Origin of the sequence: Glutamicibacter soli, assembly GCF_052322135.1 — a bacterium.
GTDB lineage: Bacteria > Actinomycetota > Actinomycetes > Actinomycetales > Micrococcaceae > Glutamicibacter > Glutamicibacter soli.
In genome coordinates, this window is sequence record NZ_CM125969.1 from 1,570,404 (window position 1) to 1,587,666 (window position 17,263).

At 57.0% G+C, this 17,263-nt stretch carries 12 protein-coding genes and 3 pseudogenes; 10 read left to right on the forward strand and 5 right to left on the reverse strand.

Annotation, left to right across the window (positions count from 1 at the left end):
• Positions 1-60: 60 nt before the first annotated feature.
• Positions 61-1,827 (forward strand): SLC13 family permease, encoded by a 1,767-nt coding sequence (locus ACTX90_RS07440; protein WP_443443684.1) that lies wholly within the window; start codon positions 61-63, stop codon positions 1,825-1,827.
• Positions 1,828-1,897: 70 nt separating this feature from the next.
• Here ACTX90_RS07440 and cysC read toward each other — a convergent pair whose 3' ends face one another.
• The gene (cysC, locus tag ACTX90_RS07445; protein WP_443443686.1) at positions 1,898-2,773 is read right to left on the reverse strand and encodes an adenylyl-sulfate kinase; all 876 of its coding nucleotides are present in this window, start codon (positions 2,771-2,773) and stop codon (positions 1,898-1,900) included.
• Between the two features lie 453 nt (positions 2,774-3,226).
• On the opposite strand from cysC, the gene ACTX90_RS07450 reads away from it, so the two are divergent.
• The 4 genes from ACTX90_RS07450 (at position 3,227) to serA (ending at position 8,019) form a co-directional block, all read left to right on the forward strand.
• Positions 3,227-3,976, forward strand: a complete 750-nt coding sequence (locus tag ACTX90_RS07450) for a 3'(2'),5'-bisphosphate nucleotidase CysQ (RefSeq protein ID WP_443443688.1) — start codon at positions 3,227-3,229, stop codon at positions 3,974-3,976.
• A 37-nt stretch (positions 3,977-4,013) separates the two neighbouring features.
• Positions 4,014-4,937: a sulfate adenylyltransferase subunit CysD gene (cysD, locus tag ACTX90_RS07455; RefSeq protein ID WP_443444001.1), complete on the forward strand. Its 924-nt coding sequence runs from the start codon at positions 4,014-4,016 to the stop codon at positions 4,935-4,937.
• 1 nt (position 4,938) lies between these two features.
• Complete coding sequence (cysN, locus tag ACTX90_RS07460) at positions 4,939-6,189, forward strand: sulfate adenylyltransferase subunit CysN (RefSeq protein ID WP_443443690.1); 1,251 nt, start codon at positions 4,939-4,941, stop codon at positions 6,187-6,189.
• Positions 6,190-6,423: 234 nt separating this feature from the next.
• On the forward strand, positions 6,424-8,019 hold the full coding sequence (gene serA, locus ACTX90_RS07465) for a phosphoglycerate dehydrogenase (RefSeq protein ID WP_443443691.1): 1,596 nt from the start codon (positions 6,424-6,426) through the stop codon (positions 8,017-8,019).
• A 328-nt stretch (positions 8,020-8,347) separates the two neighbouring features.
• Here serA and ACTX90_RS07470 read toward each other — a convergent pair.
• Positions 8,348-8,589 (reverse strand): annotated as a pseudogene (locus tag ACTX90_RS07470) (integrase core domain-containing protein); the annotation flags it as partial.
• Positions 8,590-8,670: 81 nt separating this feature from the next.
• A pseudogene (locus ACTX90_RS07475) lies at positions 8,671-9,822 on the reverse strand (DDE-type integrase/transposase/recombinase); the annotation flags it as partial.
• Between the two features lie 374 nt (positions 9,823-10,196).
• On the opposite strand from ACTX90_RS07475, the gene istA reads away from it, so the two are divergent.
• The 3 genes from istA to ACTX90_RS07490 are packed head-to-tail and all read left to right on the forward strand — an operon-like array spanning position 10,197 to position 12,539.
• Positions 10,197-11,468 (forward strand): IS21 family transposase, encoded by a 1,272-nt coding sequence (istA, locus tag ACTX90_RS07480; RefSeq protein ID WP_443444003.1) that lies wholly within the window; start codon positions 10,197-10,199, stop codon positions 11,466-11,468.
• Positions 11,465-11,779: a hypothetical protein gene (locus ACTX90_RS07485; protein ID WP_443443693.1), complete on the forward strand. Its 315-nt coding sequence runs from the start codon at positions 11,465-11,467 to the stop codon at positions 11,777-11,779. Before istA ends, ACTX90_RS07485 begins: the two co-directional genes overlap by 4 nt.
• Positions 11,772-12,539: an ATP-binding protein gene (locus ACTX90_RS07490; RefSeq protein ID WP_443443695.1), complete on the forward strand. Its 768-nt coding sequence runs from the start codon at positions 11,772-11,774 to the stop codon at positions 12,537-12,539. Before ACTX90_RS07485 ends, ACTX90_RS07490 begins: the two co-directional genes overlap by 8 nt.
• A 286-nt stretch (positions 12,540-12,825) precedes the next feature.
• On the opposite strand, the pseudogene ACTX90_RS07495 reads toward ACTX90_RS07490, so the two are convergent.
• Positions 12,826-13,284 (reverse strand): annotated as a pseudogene (locus ACTX90_RS07495) (IS110 family transposase); the annotation flags it as partial.
• A gap of 577 nt (positions 13,285-13,861) precedes the next feature.
• Here ACTX90_RS07495 and ACTX90_RS07500 point away from each other — a divergent pair.
• Together ACTX90_RS07500 and metG are read left to right on the forward strand one after the other, a co-directional pair.
• Entirely contained in the window at positions 13,862-14,872 is a 1,011-nt protein-coding gene (locus ACTX90_RS07500; RefSeq protein WP_443443697.1) for an NYN domain-containing protein, read from the forward strand.
• Between the two features lie 57 nt (positions 14,873-14,929).
• Positions 14,930-16,480 (forward strand): methionine--tRNA ligase, encoded by a 1,551-nt coding sequence (gene metG, locus ACTX90_RS07505; protein ID WP_443443699.1) that lies wholly within the window; start codon positions 14,930-14,932, stop codon positions 16,478-16,480.
• 88 nt (positions 16,481-16,568) lie between these two features.
• Here the strand turns inward: metG and ACTX90_RS07510 are convergent, their stop codons facing one another.
• Positions 16,569-17,261 carry a response regulator gene (locus ACTX90_RS07510; protein WP_443443700.1) on the reverse strand — a complete coding sequence of 231 codons (693 nt, stop codon included), beginning with the start codon at positions 17,259-17,261 and terminating at the stop codon, positions 16,569-16,571.
• Positions 17,262-17,263 lie beyond the last annotated feature (2 nt).

Consider the following 17,263-nt stretch of genomic DNA (forward strand, 5'->3'; position numbering starts at 1 on the left):
GGAATGTTTTCGAATTTACGGTCCTTGATCGAGGGCCGATAGCAATACAGGGGGAGTATTGTGATTGATTTTGATGCCGTTTTTACCATGGTTGTCGTAGCACTGGTGCTCATCATGCTGGTCGTGACCCGGCTGTCGGCGGACATCGTTGTGATGGGTGCGGCCCTGGTGTTGATGCTCACCGGGATTCTAGCTCCGGAAGAGGCCTTGAGCGGGTTCTCTAACACCGGTGTTCTCACGGTGGCGGTGCTCTACGTCGTGGCGGCGGGGCTTACCGAAACAGGTGCGGTCCAATGGATCGCGCAGAACCTATTGGGAAGACCTACTAGCATTCGTGGGGCGTACGCTCGGATGTTGTTACCGGTCGGCGGGTTGAGTGCCGTTTTGAACAACACCACCGTGGTGGCCATGTTGCTGCCTGCAGTCCAGGAGTGGTCCCAGCGCCAGCGCCTGTCATCGGCCAAGCTGCTCATTCCGCTCAGCTACATGGCGATTGTTGGCGGCACAATGACCCTGATCGGTACCAGCACTAACCTGATCGTGGGAGGGCTGCTGAAATCCCAGAAAGACGTTTCACTGCAAATGTTCGACATCACGGCTGTTGGTTTGCCGTTGACCGTCGCGGCCGCGCTTTTCATCTACGTTTTTGGGAAACGGCTGCTGCCGGACAGGCCGGGTGCATTGGAGCAGCTTGAGACGGCTCGCGAGTATGCGGTGGGCTTCACAGTGTTGCCGGACGGGCCAATTGCTGGCAAATCAGTAGGCTCGGCAGGTCTGCGTAACTTGTCGCACGGCTATCTGGCCCGGATTCACCGCGAGGATCATCTGGTCATTGAGGTCACTCCGGAGACCATGATTGATCCGTTGGATGAGCTGGTCTTCATCGGGGCGCCGCAGTGCGCCCAGGAACTACGCCAAATACGCGGGCTGGTACCCAGCGCAGGAGACGTGGATAAACTTCCGGTACGCTTCGCCGAGCGCCGCCTAGTAGAAGCCGTCGTCGGTGCCGACTGTGCCAGCTTGGGCAAGACGGTGCGCGAATCCGGATTCCGTTCCAGGTATGAGGCGGTCATCCTATCGATATCACGCAATGGGGAAATGCTCCGAGGAAAAATTGGTGACGTAAGGCTGCGCATTGGCGATACGCTCTTGATGGAAACGGGGACGAACTTCGTCACCCGCTTCCGCGATCGGCGTGATTTCATGCTGGTGTCCAACCTTACCGATTCCGCCCCGGCCAACTATCGCAAGGCGCCATGGGCGATCTTGATTCTTGTAGCCATGGTGCTGCTCAATGCCTTCGGTGTCCTCGAAGTTATCCAGGCGGCCTTGCTGGCCGCGGCAGCAATGCTGGCCACGGGATGCCTCGCTGCGGGCAATCTGCGCCGGCATATCGATCTGCAAGTCATTATCGTAATCGCTGCATCCTTCGCCCTGGGCGAGGCAATGGTGAAAACCGGAGCGGCACAGATCGTGGCCGAGACGCTGCTATTTGACGGGGTTGGAGCCTTTGGAGCGCTGACCATGGTCTTTGTGGTGACGGTGATCTTCACCGAACTACTGACCAATAATGCGGCCGCAGTCCTGGTCTTTCCAATTGCCATGGCGGTGGCCGACTCCGTGGGAGCGAACTTCATGCCGTTCGCAATTGTTGTCATGATTGCGGCGTCGGCCAGTTTCATCATTCCGATTGGCTATCAAACTAATCTGATGGTTATGGGGCCGGGTGGGTATAAGGTCATGGACTTCATACGCATTGGTGTGCCGATGAGCATCATATCCGGTGTGGTGACTCTGACCGTGGTTCCGCTGGTCTGGCCGCTGTAACAGTCCTTAACATCAGTGCTGGTGGCCCGGCGACCGGGCCACCCGCACTGCCGTGGGCGAGGTTAAGCCCCTACTTTTCCATGAGCGCCAGAACTTGGTCCGTGGCGTCCTGCAAGGTCAACGACCCTAGGTCCAATCGCAGAGCTGGAGCCGAAGGCACCTCGTAGGGCGAGTCAATGCCCGTGAAATCCTTGATATCTCCCGCACGGGCCTGGGCATACAGCCCCTTGCGGTCTCGAGTCTCGCATACTTGCAGTGGTGTCGAGACATGGACCAGGTGGAAGGTTGCACCGGCTTGTTCGGCCAGTTCCCGCACCCGCTTGCGTGTCTCATCGAAAGGGGCGATCGGGGCACACAAGGCGATCCCGCCGGCCTCGGCGACGCGCGCACCGATCCAGCCGATGCGTTCGACGTTCGTTTCGCGGTCCTCGCGTGAAAAACCAAGCCCCTTGGACACGAATCGTCGGACGTCATCCCCATCCAGCAATACGGGTCGTAAGTGCTGGTGCTGCAGTCTTTCGCGCACACTACGTGCAAGGGTTGACTTTCCTGAACCAGACAGGCCTGTGAACATCACTACGATGCCGCCAGTTTCGCCGTGTGCCGTTGATTCCTTGCCGCGCAAATCACGCAGCACCGGGGCATCTAATCGCGCCAGTACTTGACCCATATCGCAGTGCTCTGGAACCACTACGTGAGCTACGCGCACTTCAGGCAAAAGGTGGCCAGCAGCCTGCAATTCGGACAGCAACCGCGCGTAACTACTTGATGAGGCATCGGTGCTGCCTGCCACCAGGAGCAGTACGTCGCCTGCAGACATAAGGCCTTTCAAACTAGCTAGTTGCGCCAGGCTGGGGGCCCGGTCCATCAAGACGACACCGGCGGCACCGGTCAACGGAGTGGTTAGTCTGAATTCGCGGCCTGGCCCATGCTCGGCTTCAGCCAATCGCGTAAGTTGGAGTCGCTCGTCGCCGGTCGCCCACCTCGCTTCTGCCAGCGGGGTGCCATCGGCGTCTGCCAAGGTCAGCCGTGAAAAATCGGTCCGTTCACCTACTTGCCTGGCCAAACGATCATGGAAAGTTGCAGCCCCGTGGGCTGGAGTGTCCCGCTGCAAACCTCCGAGCAACAATTCCAGTTCGTCTAGGAGCGCTCCGTCAATTTGTACCAGCGGCCCCCGTAGCTCAACCCCAGATAATTCCCTCATATTATTTTCCCCCTAGATTACGTCCCCACACCCACGATAAGTGGCCGGTGAGAATTCGGCCAGCAATCTGCCCAAAACATACAAATACTATTTACGCAAAAGGCTTTATCCTTTTCTGTTCACGGGCTACGATGGTCGCAAGACTTGTGCGCATGGGGATGTGCACACGGCCCGATTTCGGGCAGAGGGGACAACATGGGGGATATCAATCAGGCCGCCGAATTCGCTAGGCGGGCTGGCGACGTTCTAATGCGTTTGCGAGCAGAAGCCGAAATTTCTGGGTTGGCGGGACAAGAGCTGAAAAATGCCGGAGACCGCGCCGCGCAAGATTTTCTGGCGCAGCAACTACGGCGCTACTATCCGAACGATGCAGTACTTTCTGAAGAAGCTACGGATGATTCTGCGCGCTTGCACAGCGAACGGGTATGGATCATTGACCCGCTGGACGGAACCCGGGAGTACTCCGAGTTCCGAAAAGACTTTGCCGTACACGTAGCACTCTGGGAACGCGGCGAGCTGACTGCCGGCGCAGTGGCATTGCCAGGCCGCGGAGAAGTTCTCACCAGTCAGCCACAACCCGGTGGTTTGCATCTGCAGAAGGACAGTCTGCGTATAGCGGTGTCCAGAACCAGGGCTCCCGAACTTGTGCACTGCATCGGTAGCGAACTTGGAGCGACTCTGGTGCCCATGGGCTCCGCGGGGTACAAGATTTGCTCGCTGATCCGAGGTGAAGCTGATATCTACCTGCACGCGGGCGGGCAATATGAATGGGATTCCGCAGCGCCCGTCGCCGTCGCACAGGCCTACGGCTTACATGCCAGCCGGATAAATGGTGACCCGTTGGAGTACAACATGCCCAACCCTTACCTTCCGGATTTGCTCATCTGCCATCCGCAGCATGCGGGCCGGATTCTGGATCTCATCGGCAGTTTCGAACCTGCCTAGGAACAAGACCATGACGATCGAATTGGGGGATCACTCGATGAAGCTGCAAACTGCCAGCGGCATGAAATACCGATTGGATCAGCTCTCCGCATTGGAAGCTGAAGCTATTTACATCATTCGGGAGGTGGTCGCGGAACTTGAACGTCCGGGGCTGCTATTCTCAGGTGGCAAGGATTCTGCCGTGCTGTTGCATCTTGCAGCCAAGGCCTTCGCGCCTGCAGCTATTCCTTTCCCAGTGGTGCACATTGATACGGGACATAACTTCCAGGAAGTTCTTGACTTTCGAGATGCGGAGGTCGAGCGCAGGGGCGTGCGCCTCATTGTCGGGTCCGTCCAAGAAGCGATTGATGCCGGACGAGTGGCCGAGGAGAAGAATGGTTCACGTAACCGCATCCAGACTCCTGTGCTGTTGGAAACAACTGAAAAGCACCAGCTGAATGCGCTCATGGGCGGAGCCCGCCGTGATGAGGAGAAGGCCCGAGCCAAGGAACGCGTTTTCTCCTTCCGCGACGAGTTCGGACAGTGGGATCCAAAGAACCAGCGTCCAGAACTGTGGAACTTGTACAACACGCGATTGAACTTCGGGGAGTCCATCCGCGTCTTCCCGTTGTCCAATTGGACCGAGCTCGACATCTGGAACTACATCGACCGTGAAAACGTGAAATTGCCGTCACTGTATTTCGCTCATGAGCGCGAGGTGTTTGAACGCAACGGCATGGTCTTTGGTGTCCATGAATTCTGTCGTCCACGCGAAGATGAGCCGGTTTCAGTGCGTACAGTGCGATATCGCACCGTCGGGGACGCAAGCCTGACAGCTGCGGTCGCCTCCGAAGCGCGCACCGCCGCAGACATCGTGGACGAGGTCGCCGCGACCCACATTACTGAACGAGGGGCAACCCGCGGCGATGACCAAGTCAGCGAAGCGGCCATGGAGGATCGGAAGAAAGAAGGGTATTTCTAAAATGGACCTGCTACGCATTGCCACTGCAGGATCGGTGGATGACGGTAAGAGCACGCTGATTGGGCGACTGCTGTTTGATTCCAAGGCGATTTTCGCTGACCAGTTGGATGCAGTGGAGAAGACGAGTGCTGAGCGCGGCAGTGAATACACGGACCTCGCTTTGCTCACCGACGGTTTGCGTGCCGAGCGAGAGCAGGGGATCACGATCGACGTAGCATACCGCTACTTCGCCACTCCGCGGCGCAAGTTCATCGTTGCCGATACCCCCGGGCACATCCAGTACACCCGGAATATGGTCACCGGTGCCTCCACCTCGGATCTGTCCATCGTTCTCGTCGACGCTCGAAAGGGCATGGTGGAGCAGTCTCGCCGTCATACCTTCCTAGTGTCCCTGCTGAGAGTGCCGCACCTGGTGATAGCTGTCAACAAGATGGACCTTGTGGGTTGGTCGGAAGAGGCTTTCGAGGAAATACGACGTGAGTTTGTCGATTATGCCGCACGGCTAAACATCGTGGACGTTACCGTAATTCCGGTCAGTGCACTGACCGGTGACAACGTGGTGACCCGCTCCGAAAATATGCCTTGGTACCAGGGCGCCTCCTTGATGCACCATCTTGAGACCGTACAGGTTGCAAGCGACCAGAACCTTGTGGACGTTCGTTTCCCTGTGCAGTGCGTCATCCGACCCCATAACAACGATTACCACGACTATCGTGGATACGCGGGCCAGGTTGCCAGTGGGGTGTTGAAAGCCGGAGACCAGGTGACAGTGCTACCCAGCGGCTTACCAGCGACTATCAAGGAGATATCCACTGCCGATGGGACTGTTGATGAAGCGTACCCACCGATGTCCGTGACAGTCAGGTTGGAGGAAGACATCGACGTCTCGCGTGGCGACATGATTGTTCGCCCGCACAACCAGCCGAAGGTTGCGCAAGATTTTGAGGCGATGATCTGCTGGATGAGCGAAAAGCCGATGAACGTGGGACAGAAGCTAACCATCAAGCACACCACGAAAACAGCGCGGGCGCTGATCAAAGATCTGAGGTACGGCCTGAATATCAACTCATTGCACCGTGATGAGACTGTGTCCGGGCTGCAGCTCAATGAGATTGGACGCATACAGTTGCGCACCACACAGCCTCTACTGGCCGATGAGTACCACAGGAACCGTCAAACCGGTGGGTTCATTTTGATCGATGAGGTCACCAACAACACGGTGGCCGCAGGGATGATTCTGAACGCGCAGTAGTGGAAACCTACGAAAAGTCAGACTTGCAGCGGGTGTGGCGCCATGTGGCGTCACAATAAATCTGGATATCCCGACTAAGTGAAAGTTTTCACAAAGTTGGCATTTGGTGCGTAACATGCGCGAATTCAAGGCAAGCGAGCCGCAGGGGAGCGCTAGGCTTGATCTCGGAAGCCTGCATCCTGAGGGGCGACCACGAAAGCATCAGCCAAATGAAATCGCAAAGGTGCCACACCCGTGTCTGATAACAAGCCAATCGTACTTCTGGCCGAACAACTCTCACCCGCAACCGTAGCGGCGCTCGGTCCCGACTTTGAAATTCGTCAGACCGACGGAGCGGACCGCTCCCAGCTGCTCGAAGCCATCGCGGATGTCGATGCCATTCTCGTCCGCTCGGCTACTCAGGTTGATGCCGAGGCCATCGCGGCGGCAAAAAACCTGAAGGTCATCGCCCGCGCCGGAGTCGGATTGGACAACGTAGACATCAAGTCGGCCACCCAGGCCGGCGTCATGGTCGTCAACGCACCAACCTCGAACATCATCTCGGCCGCCGAGCTCACTGTCGGCCACATCGTATCGCTGGCTCGTCGTATTCCAGCTGCGAATGCCTCGCTCAAGGGTGGAGCATGGAAGCGCAGTTCGTTCACCGGTGTGGAACTGTTTGAGAAGAAGGCCGGAATTATCGGCCTTGGCCGCATCGGCGCACTGGTTGCCGCCCGCCTCCAGGGCTTTGGAATGGATATCATCGCCTACGACCCCTACGTGACTCCAGCACGAGCTTCCCAGCTCGGTGTAACCCTGGTCACCCTGGACGAGCTTCTGGCCCAAGCGGACTTCATCACCATCCACATGCCGAAGACCCCTGAAACCTTGGGCATGCTCGGCAAGGACGCGTTCTCCAAGATGAAGAACACCGCCTACGTAGTCAACGTAGCCCGTGGCGGACTTGTTGACGAGGACGCGTTGTATGAAGCACTCAAGAACGAAGAGATTGCCGGTGCAGGCATTGACGTCTTCGTCAGCGAGCCAAGTACTGATCTGCCGTTCTTCGAATTCGACAACGTCACCGTCACCCCGCACCTGGGTGCGTCTACCGATGAAGCCCAGGAAAAGGCGGGCGTCTCCGTCGCCAAGTCTGTACGACTGGCTCTGGCCGGCGAACTCGTACCAGACGCTGTCAACGTCGCCGGCGGCGTGATCGACGAGAACGTCCGCCCGGGCATCCCGCTGATCGAGAAGCTCGGCCGCATCTTCAACGCGCTCACCACCGGATCGTTGACCAGTATCGATGTGGTTGTCGCCGGCGAAATCGCCGAGCTGGACGTCAAGGCTTTGGAACTGTCCGCGCTCAAGGGTGTATTCATGGACGTTGTCTCAGACCAGGTTTCCTACGTCAACGCACCGGTACTTGCAGAGCAGCGCGGTGTAGCAACTCGTCTCATCAAGACCACCGATTCACCTGAATACCGTAACCAGCTGACTATCAAGGGTTCCAGCAACGAAGGCGCGCAGCTGGCCGTAGCCGGTACCTTGACCGGTCCGAAGCAGATTGAAAAGCTCGTGGGCATCAATGGGCACGAAATCGAAATCCCGATCTCAGATCACATGATTGTTGTCCGATACTCCGACCGTCCCGGCATCGTCGGTTCTTTGGGTAATGTGTTGGGCGAGCAAGGCATCAACATTGCCGGTATGCAGGTTTCACGCGATGAGAATCGTGCTGAGGCGCTTGCCGTGATCAATGTCGATTCCGCTTTGCCCCATGGCGTGCTCGATGTTGTAGGCACCGCAATCGGTGCCAGTGTTGCACGTGAGATTAACTTGGCAGACTAGCTCGATGTTCTTTAGGCTGAGGTTGTCCCAGTATTGAGTAACGCTGGGACAACCTTGTTTACCCAAGGGGTCACATTTGAACAGGAGCCAGATCTATCAGTAGGTTATGGCTCTGCAGCAGGGTCTTTGCTCAAGCGCATCGGTCTGGGCGCCCTAGGCCTGAAGGATGTGCTGATGGACGCAATTTTTCACTTTTCCCTGTTGGCGCCGAATTTGGCTATAATGCTTTCCTTCAGTCCGTGGTGGTTCTCGGCTGACGCTCTTCCGGCTCGGCAGACAGACGCATCTAGACTCGCATGCGATCGATAGTGGAGGCGTGATATTTATGTCAGGCGGTCAGCGAAAGCATGTTCCTGTGCCGTTCAATACGTTTATGATCGCCTCGAAGAAGCTGTTCAAACTCCACCGCAGGGACCATCCCCAGTTCGAATGCAGTCGACGACAGTCGTAAAAATCCTCAATCCACCAAGCCACTTTCTGATTTGCTTCCGCCCGGGAGCCCCATCAGCGCCGGTCATAGAATTCAGTCTTCAACGTCGACCAGAATGACTCACTCATTGCATTGTCCCAACTTCAAGCTGCACCAGCTTTGTGGCCAGCCTGGACAGGCTCGCGCTGGCGCTTGCCCAGCATAATCACGAGCCCGACACAATCTGAGTAGAGATTATCATTGCTGATCTTCGGCCTGGAATGCGATTTGAGCACGTCCAGATCCGCCAGCAACGCCGCCACCGGCTTCGAGGTCATCGACGTGCCACGGTCAGCATGGACCACCTTGGGGATCTGGTCGGTGGCGAATACCTGCGCGATAAACTCACGCGCCAATTCCCCGGATTCACGGGCATGGACCTGGCAACCGACGATGTAGCGCGAATAGATATCGATCATTACGTACGCGTCAAAGTAGGTCCCCTTGGCCGGCCCAGCGAGTTTCGTGATGTCCCAGGTAAACACCTCACCAGGCTGGTACGCCACCAGTTCCGGGACCTTTCGGGCTGGATGCCGGGCCTGCCGGCGGCGTTCGGCCACTTGCTTCTCACGGCGCAGCAGCCGATACATGGCCGAGACCGAGCCTAAATACGTTCCTTCAGACAGCAAGGTGGCGTAGATCTGCTCGGGTGCCTGGTCGATGAACCGCTCGCTGTTCAGCGTCTCCAAGATCAGGGCTTCCTCCTGCGCGGTGAGCTTGTTCGCCGGCGCCGGACGCGGTGCTGCAGCAACCGGCCGCGGAGCCCGGGCAGCTTGCTGGCGACGGTGCATCGTGGCCCGGCTGACCCCGGACAGGGCGCTGGCCTGCCGGGTGGGTACCCCGCCGCCGAGCAGCTGCTGGTAGGTGTCGGTGAGCAGGCTGCGTACTTCTACTTGGAATCCGCGCTCTTTTCAGATTTGTTCCAAGAGCGCGTGCGCTTTTCCCATGATTTCCAGGGCGGTCTGCGTGGTGGCCAGCTTCTGCTCGCTGGTGGCTAGCTGCTTTTTCAGTCGGGCAATTTCGGCTTGTTCCTTGCTCAGCTTGCCCTTCGTGGCACCGGCGCTGCCGGTGCTGGCGGGGTTGTTCCCGTCGAGGATTCCCGCGTCGCTCAGCCTGCGCCACTCCACGATCTGCGAGGAATACAACCCGTTGGCGCGCAGGTAGCCGCGGCCTTCGCCGGTTTGAATGGCTTGTTCGTAACCGTGCAGGTAGGCGAGCTTCTGGGCCGGGGTGATGGTGCGGCGCTGCGGTTGCTCCGGGCGGGGCTGGGTGGAATCCATGGTCCCATTCTCCGGCATGGTTCCGCTGCTTGCATGGATGGAGGCGATGCTCATGGTGGAGGTTAGTCCTGTTCTCGCCCTGTCTGGGGAGGGTGGTTTGCTATGAATCGGTGGTCTCACTCAACCCTGACAGACAGGGATTCGACAGCGGGTGCCGGTGAGGCGTGGGGTTTCTGGTTTGTCGGTTAAATGGGACACGGTCGTCGCAACTCCTGTTTGATCAGGGTGTTGCAACGACCGTTAGAACCCAAGTGCTATTCAGTCCACGCACTATCACTACTGCCAAATAGCATCAGCGGGTAGTGCCGTTCCGACGACCTGGTAGTGCCGTTCTGGATACATGGTAGTGTCCGGGGCTCTTTCGTGACGGGCTGACCTGATCGTTGCATAATTCCATGCGGCGATCAGTTCAAAGGAGAAATACCTTGGTGGATTACCACGCCATCATGTCCTTGCTGGCCAAGGGCAGAACCTACAGCGAGATCACCGCTTCGGTGGGATGCTCGCATCGCGACGTCGCGACGGCCAAGCGCACCATGACCGCCGCTGGCATCACGCCGCAGCGGCTGGCCGCGCTCAGCGCAACCGACATCGAAGACCTGTTCCCGGACCAGCGCAAAGCGGTCTCCGAACAGTATGCGGACCCGCAGTTCGCCCAGGTCGTCAAACAGATGAAACACAATAGGTTCTTCACCCTGCAGCAAGGCTGGGTCAACTACCTGGCAGGAACCAGCACGGGGAAGAAATACAGCTATTCGCAGTACTGCGAACGCTTCAACCGGTTCGCTGCGGCCACCGATGTCGTGGCCACCTTGCAGCACGAGCCGGGCAAGGCGATGTTTGTGGACTGGGCGGGACCAACCCTGCCGGTGGTTGCCCTGGCCACCGGACAGACCTGCAAGGCCTATTTCTTCGTGGCGTCCTTGCCGTATTCCGGGCTGGTGTTCTGCCAAGCGTTTAGCACGATGAAGCAGGAGTCCTGGAATCAGGCGCACGTGAACGCGCTGTCTTTCTATGGTGGGGTTCCCCAGCTGATCGTCCCGGACAACGCGCGCACCGCTACGCATAGGCGTCGAGGCAAGGACTCCGAGGTGGTCGTGACCGCAGCGTACCGCCAGCTGGCAGAGCATTACCAGTGCGCTATCGTGCCGGCCAGAAAGAATCGCCCCCGCGACAAGGCGCATGTTGAGCGGATGGTCCAGGCGGTGGAAACCCGGATCATCGGCTATCTGGCCTCCCAGACATGGTCGTGCTTGGACGAGCTCAATGATGCGGTGCATGAGCGGCTGGTGGATCTGAACGACCGGTTGCGCCGGGTCAACGGGAGCACCCGGCGTGAGCTCTTCGAGGCGGAGGAAGCCGCGTTGCTGGCGCCATTGCCCGATGATCCGTTCGAATCGGTGGAATACAAGCAGTTGAAGGTGGGCAGGAATTACCACGTCACTAGCGACTACCAGCATTATTCGGTGCCCTATGAGCTGGCAGGGAAGATCCTCTCGGTGCGGATGACCGCGCGCACAGTAAGCATGTTTGATGGGCAGGTTAAGGTCTGCGAGCATGCGCGCAAGACCGGGCGGCGAGGCAGTATTCGACCGAACTGGCCCACGCTCCTGAGCATCATCAGCAGGTGCAGGGATTATGGTCCAGGGAATGGTTCGTCGCCGGGGCTAGGGCGTTCGATCCGGCCACGGTCCAGGTGATCACGCAGATCCTGGATCGCAGCAAGATCGAGGCTCAAGCCTTTCTGGCCTGCCGCAATATCCTTTCGGAGCTGGGCAAGAAGAAGACGCTGCTGGAGCACGCATGCCAGGAGCTGCTGAACGTGAACGGTTATCCCACCTACACCTCGATCAAGCGGGTTATGGCGACGCTGGCCCTAGCCAGGGAGCAGGCCGCCGCCGTGCCGCCGGCGCCGCAGAACGTGAAGGATCTGAGCGGGGTGAAGGACCTGCCAGGGGTTTTCGTGCGCGATGCCCAGCACTACCGGGGGTTCGGTGATCGCAATGCTTAGCATTGAGGATCACCAGAAAATCAAGGAGCTTCGCCTGACGGTGTTTGCCGAGAAGTTCTTCGAGTTGGTTCAGGATGAAGCCAATGACAAACTACTGCCGGAGGAAGTGTTCATGGCCGCGGTGGAGCATTCCTTAGATGCACGCCGTTCGAACCGGGTCGACCGATTGATCAAGCAAGCTCGCTTTCCGCTGCCGCAGGCCTCGATTGCCGAACTGCATTACGGGCCGGGACGGAAGATCGATGAGGCGCGGATGAAACGCTACGCGATGCATCAGTGGCGGCATGATCCGACGAATTTGCTAATCATCGCGCCCAGCGGCGGCGGGAAAACCTATGTTGCTTGCGCTATCGGTATAGCCGCCTGCCACAGCGAGCATTCGGTGATCTATATACGGATGGACGTGCTGGCTAGGAAGTTGCTGATCGCGCGCGAGAGCGGTCGGGACCATGACGCGTTGTTGGAGAGATTACGGGAGGCTGACCTGTTGATCGTCGATGACTTCCTCACGGTGGGTTTTGACCAGAACATCGCCAGTGATGTTTACGGCGTGCTGGCGGATCGGGAGCACCGGCTGCCAACGGTGATCGCCAGCCAGACCGACCCGTCGTATTGGGTGCAAGTGATGCCAGACCGGGTGGCCGGGGATTCCATCGTGAACAGGTTGGCGAACAACACGAGATGGCTGCTGTTGGGAGATGCTGACATGCGCAAGTTGAAGCATGAGAAGGCGCGGGAGTCGGCTGACTTCTGGGAATAGGTTTGCCGTCCGTTCCCTGAGGGCTCGTCCCGAGCCTTCTCCTTCATAGCGTAGTGGCTCAGAGCCCCTCACCGGGTTCTGAGCCACTACGGAGTGCTTCGTGCGGTACTACCAACTAGTCGGAATCGCGCTACCGCGTACCCGGATTTCGTCCTACCAGGTCGCCGGAACATCACTACCAAGAGACCCTATTTGGCACGTGGGGTTTCTGGTTTGTCGGTTAAATGGGACCCGGTCGTTGCAACTCCTGTTTGGACAGGGTGTTGCAACGACCGTTAGAACCCAATCGGTTTGCGGTTCGTTGTCTGTCCAGCCGACGGCGACGTGTCAGCAGGATGCTGATAGCAGCTCGGATGCCCTCAGCGCGCGGCTGCAGCAACAACGCGGTTTCGGTGCCAAGGATGCTCAGGGCACCTGCTGTGGCGTCAATTTCATCGGTCTTGCCGACACCGGCGCGTGCCTGCTTGCGCGGCGGCTTCCCCTCCACCACAACAATCCCTTCACCGTTCAACATCCGAGTGATCGATGCTCCACATGCCCGGGTTCCTTCCACAGCTGCCAAAACGCGATGCAGGGTATCGCGTCGAATCCACGCGATGGCTCGATGCATCCCTGCATCGGTCACCGGAAACGATCCACAAGCGGTGCGTGCTCGAGTTCTGGTGCTAATGATCGCGTAGGTATGCGTGCGGGCACGGGGATCAATACCAATGAAGAAATCGAATTCATCAGCGACGATAGTCATGACGGTAATCCTCGATCCAGTTGACGGCTGTTATGGAGGCATCGGTCTGGAGGGGTTCTTGCCAGGCGCTTCTCTAATGAGGCACGCATCCCAAGGTGTGGCCATACTTTTATCAGCCATGGTAAGAAGCCCGACCGATGCCGACCCGTCAGGCCGGACACATCAATGACAAGGCACAGGGATAAGAAATCCCACGGCCAGAAAAGGTGTGAGTCACGCCGAGACAGGTTGACATCGATCTTGCCAGCGGGTATCAAACCTGCCAATTCCATTAGAGAAAAGGTGATCCCTCGATCTGGTGATTTAGAGCTTCGACAACTTCTATTTTTCCAGTTCAGGTCACCTTTTCTTCTTTTAATTCAGTTAATGACTGTCGTTGTCATGAAATACCCGGGTTAGTTTAGTGGACTCGGTATTTACATTGAGCGTCGGCGGAGTCCTGCGAGAAGATTCTGCGTAATATGCGGTCTGCTTGGTTCGCGATTCTTCGAACTCCGGGCATTTTCATATTCTCGTGTACTCTACCGAGTCCCCGAGCCAGTCTGTTCGTTTCGGCTTCTTACCGTACGATCAGACTATGCCAAGCCAAACAGCAATATTTATCGATGCCGGATTTCTGCTTTCGTTAGGTGGCCATCGAGCAGCGGGCACCACCTTGCGGTCCGCTTTCACCACACACTACGAGTCACTAGTGCGGGGGATAGTCCAAACTGTTAAAAAGAACACGGGTCAGAGCAATTTGCGGGTTTACTGGTATGACGCTTCGAAGGACGGGTTATTTACCGAACAGCACAAGCGAATCGGGCTAATTTCCGGGGTCAAAGTTCGGTTGGGTCGTATCTCATACAACGGCGAACAAAAAGGCGTTGATTTGAGATTAGCCTTGGATCTCGTCGGAGTTGCGCGAACTCGGGCTGCTTCTATTGCTTATCTTGTGTCCGGAGATGACGACTTGGCGGAAGCTGTTGAAGAAGCGCAGGACCTCGGGATGAAGGTTGTACTCCTTGGTGTCAAAAAGCCAGAAAGCAGATTGGGAGTGGCTTCAGTAGCTGAGCATCTGGCGCTGACCGCTGATGCGATTGAGACAATCCCTGACCAACTTTTAGATTCAGTATTTACTCGAGTCATCGAGTGGGACCAAGCCCATTCGGAGAAATCAGCTCTAATTGCTGGGACAACTCCCGGTTCAGTTCGCGGAATCTCCGACGCAAAAACTTCGGTGCCGACGCCGGCTGTCATGGCGCAAAAAGCTGTGCAGCAGAATTTCGCTGACCCTAAGACAGTTGCAGAAATTATTTACTCCAGTGGCTCAGGCCGACAAGGCTATCAAGGAAACGCGGCCTACGAGCAAAATGAGCTTGCTGCAGCCGAAGAAATTGGCGGCAAGGTAGCAGAATCTTGGCTGGCAGTAACTACCCAGGCGGAAGTTCTCGACCTTCTTGCTGACAAACCTCAACTTCCGTTAGAAATTGACCGGACTTTACTAAAAGACTGTGCTCAGGTTCTAGGGGAGTGGACAACAGACCAGCAAAAGATCCGGCGGGTGCTACGTAGTGCGTTTTGGGAGTACCTTGATCGTCTCATGTGACGTTTGTCGAGCCTTGTATAATCAACTTTCCCGGCGGGACTAAGGTAAATTTAGATCGTGACTTCTCAGCAGAAACCCTTTTACGCAACTACTGCAATCTCCTACCCGAACGGTACACCGCACATCGGACATGCCTACGAAGTAGTGGCAACCGATACCTTAGCGCGCTTCAAGCGTTTGGATGGCTTCGATGTCTTCTTCATGACTGGCACTGATGAGCATGGCCAGAAGATGATGCAGACCGCGGAAAAGGAGGGGATCACCCCTGCCCAGCTTGCGCAGCGAAACTCGGATGCTTTCCAAGCGATGAACGATGAGCTTGGAACGAGCTATGACCGTTTTATCCGTACCTCGGACGCAGATCATCATGCAGCTGCGCAGGAGTTGTGGCGCCGCATGGAAGCGAACGGCGACATCTACCTGGATAAGTATGCTGGCTGGTACTCAGTTCGAGATGAGGCGTTCTACACCGAAGAGCAGACCGATGTGCGAGACGACGGAATTCGCTACGCTACGGAAACCGACACTGAAGTTACCTGGACTGAGGAGGAATCATATTTCTTCAGACTCTCCAAGTATCAGGACAAGCTGTTGGCATACTACGAAGAGAATCCTGACTTTGGCGCACCTCGTTCCCGTTTCAATGAAGTTGTCCGTTTCGTAGAAGGCGGTCTAACCGACCTTTCCATTTCACGCACCACTTTTGACTGGGGAATCCCGGTGCCGGGCAACGAGAAGCACGTTATGTACGTGTGGGTGGATGCCTTGACGAACTACTTGACCGGCGTTGGCTTTCCAGATGTCGAGTCGGCCTCCTTCCAGAAGTACTGGCCAGCGGACGTCCACGTGATCGGCAAGGATATCTCACGATTCCACGCCATTTACTGGCCGGCGTTCTTGATGTCCGCGAAGCTGCCGGTTCCCAAGCGAGTCATGATCCACGGCTTCTTGCATAACAACGGTGTTAAGATGTCCAAGTCGTTGGGCAACACCGTTTCCCCTGAAAATTTTGTTACCAGATATGGCTTGGATCAGGTTCGGTACTTCTTCTTGCGTGAAGTACCATTTGGTGCCGATGGAAACTACAACCACGAAACCATCGTTGCTCGAATCAATGGTGACTTGGCGAACAACTTCGGTAATCTTGCTCAGCGTTCGCTGTCGATGATAGCCAAGAACTGCGGGGGACTGGTGCCAACTCCCGGAGAATTGCTGACGGCTGATACCGAGATTCTTGAGGCCGCCGCGAAGCTGTTGGAAATCAACCGGGAGGCCTACGACCGCCAGGAATTCAGTCGAGCGCTTGAGGCAGTATGGCATGTTCTGGGAGATACCAACGCGTACTTCGCAGAGCAGGAACCTTGGAAGCTCAAGAAGACTGATCCAGCACGCATGGAGACCGTACTCTACGTGACAATCGAGATTGTCCGCCAAGTCGCTATCCTGCTCCAGCCGGTGCTTCCCCAAGCCATGACCTCCCTGCTCAATGTGCTCGCGGTGGGCGAAGGGTCAGCCCGCAATTTCGAGAACTACGGAACTTCATTGGTTCCCGGAACCGAACTACCGGCCCCGGCCCCGGTGTTCCCTCGCTATGAGGAAGAGAAGTAAGCTTCGTTCATCGTGCTAAAACGGCTGCGACACTATTCCTATCAATCGTTTAGAATAGTGCCGCAGTCGCTTTTGACTTGTTTCCGATTTAAGGGCTGGCCACCCCGGTTTGGTAAGCAATGACCACAGCCTGGACTCGATCCCGTGCGCCAAGTTTTGCCAAGATATGGCCCACATGCGTCTTAACGGTTGCTTCCGACAGGAAAAGCCTTTCGGCAATTTCAGGATTGGATTGCCCCTCTGCGATGAGTCCGAAGACTTCACGTTCGCGTGGGGTGAGCGACTCCACCGCTGATATTAGGGAGTTATCAGCCTGCGCCACAGTCCGTTTCAAGATGGGTGCCATATGGTTCAGCAAACGCCGTGTCGTTGAGGGCGCGATGACTGCGTCTCCGCGGTTGACCGTACGCACCGATTCGAGTAACTCCTCCGGAGGAGCGTCCTTGAGGAGAAATCCGCTGGCTCCTGCTTGAATGGCACTCAGTGCATACTCGTCCATGTCGAAAGTCGTCAGGACAATTACCTTAGGTCCGTCCGCAGCTTTCTTCGCGGGGTCCAGCAGGCGCTCGGTGGTCTGTATCCCATCCATTTCCGGCATCCGCACGTCCATCAAGATGACATCCGCTTGTTGCAAGGAGGGTGTTGCGAGTGCTTCGCGTCCGTTGCCTGCTTCGGCGATGACTTCCATATCCGGCTGGGAATTGATCAACATTCGGAATCCACTGCGTACCAGCAACTGATCATCAACAAGCGCGACCTTGATTGTGGTGCCTGACGTCATCG

Bases quoted from the DNA above. Each gene is read 5' to 3' on its own strand.
- cysD (WP_443444001.1), top strand. From the start codon at position 4,014: ATGAAGCTGCAAACTGCCAGCGGCATGAAATACCGATTGGATCAGCTC.
- ACTX90_RS07450 (WP_443443688.1), top strand. From the start codon at position 3,227: ATGGGGGATATCAATCAGGCCGCCGAATTCGCTAGGCGGGCTGGCGAC.
- ACTX90_RS07490 (WP_443443695.1), top strand. From the start codon at position 11,772: ATGCTTAGCATTGAGGATCACCAGAAAATCAAGGAGCTTCGCCTGACG.
- cysN (WP_443443690.1), top strand. From the start codon at position 4,939: ATGGACCTGCTACGCATTGCCACTGCAGGATCGGTGGATGACGGTAAG.
- ACTX90_RS07510 (WP_443443700.1), bottom strand. From the start codon at position 17,261: ATGACGTCAGGCACCACAATCAAGGTCGCGCTTGTTGATGATCAGTTG.
- ACTX90_RS07500 (WP_443443697.1), top strand. From the start codon at position 13,862: ATGCCAAGCCAAACAGCAATATTTATCGATGCCGGATTTCTGCTTTCG.